1 protein-coding gene is annotated in these 1348 nt (G+C 56.2%); it reads right to left on the reverse strand.

The features are described 5' to 3' along the window. Positions 1-162: 162 nt before the first annotated feature. Entirely contained in the window at positions 163-1263 is a 1101-nt protein-coding gene (locus M5B43_RS27150) for an IS5 family transposase (protein WP_248752946.1), read from the reverse strand. Between the last annotated feature and the right edge of the window lie 85 nt (positions 1264-1348).

Consider the following 1348-nt stretch of genomic DNA (forward strand, 5'->3'; position numbering starts at 1 on the left):
CAGGCCGTTGAAAAAGTCTGCCCTAACTTCCCCAACCCGCCAAGTTTGAGATTTTTCAGCCTCTCAAGCTTGGCCTTGCTCTTGATCCCGCCTCAATCAGCGGGTGTTTTACTGATTCCAGCGCAAATACTCGCCTTCTGGCGCTTTTTGGGCGCACTTCGCCTAAACATGCGATCCGCGCCACCAACCCGATAGGCTTCCCAAGCGGATCAGGTTGTACACCGAAAAGCCCAGCAGCAACTGGGCGCTGAGCTTTTCGCGGCCGATCAGCTTGGTCTTGCGCAGACCGCCCACGGTCTTTAACCAGCCAAACCCTTCCTCGATACGTTTGCGTATTTTCATGCTGACGCCATAGCCCGGATGACGTGTCGTACGACCATCGATAGCGCTCTTTATGGCCTTTCTCGAGACATGCGGCGTCACCTTCAAATCACGCGCCATCTGGACAAAGAATTTCTGGTCGTAGCTCTTGTCTGCACCCACGGTGCTGCCAGGTTTGGCCGTGCGCTCAAGCATCTTCAAGGCTGCGCCCACTTCGGCATGCCCGTTGAACTCGGTGCATTCCACATCCACGATCAACCCATTGCGGTTTTCCATCAGGGTGTGGGCCATATGAGCCAGGCGACTGCCATCGGCCGGGCTCTTGCGAGCCAGCCGGGCTTGGGGATCAGTGGTGGAGTGGTGAGTCGCGTTGCCGCGCTTTTCACCCTTGAAGTCGAGGTAGTTATTGCGTGTGCCACCCTCTGGTGGCTCATCATCCGGCTTCTCGCCGCCGCCCTTCTTGACGAAGGATTTATGCGAGGCCCAGGCATCAATCAGCGTGCCGTCCACGCTGAAATGCTCGTCGCTGGCGTACTGCGACCATTGGGCCAACGACTTGATGCGCTGGAAGAACAGGCGCGCAATATCCTGGTTAAACAGACGGTCACGGTTCTGGCTGAAGGTCGAGTGATCCCACACCCGTTCGTCCATCGACAGGCCGACGAACCAGCGAAAAAGCAGATTAAAGTCGAGTTGTTCGACCAGTTGCCGCTCAGAGCGTACGGTATAAATCACCTGCAGCAACGAAGCCCGCAGCAACCTCTCTGGTGGAATTGAAGCTCGTCCGAGCGAGGAATACAAAACCTCGAAATCAGAATCCATCGATACCAGGATCGTATCAACCAGCTCGCGCAATGGGCGCAACGGGTGATCTTTGGGAATGCGTTGCTCCAGCGTCGTGTAGCTGAACAGCTCGTTTTGCTTAAGGTCTGGCCCACGCATCGGTTGAGGTCTTCCGCTGACATTGAACAACATGACAGGGAGTTTGCCAGAACCCAATGCGGGGTCGACCTTTTTCAACGGCCTG

Source organism: Pseudomonas sp. MWU15-20650, from assembly GCF_023242475.1.
Taxonomy (GTDB): Bacteria; Pseudomonadota; Gammaproteobacteria; order Pseudomonadales; family Pseudomonadaceae; genus Aquipseudomonas.

Excerpts from the sequence above, each read along its gene's own strand:
- M5B43_RS27150 (WP_248752946.1), bottom strand. The coding sequence starts at position 1,263 with ATGCGTGGGCCAGACCTTAAGCAAAACGAGCTGTTCAGCTACACGACG.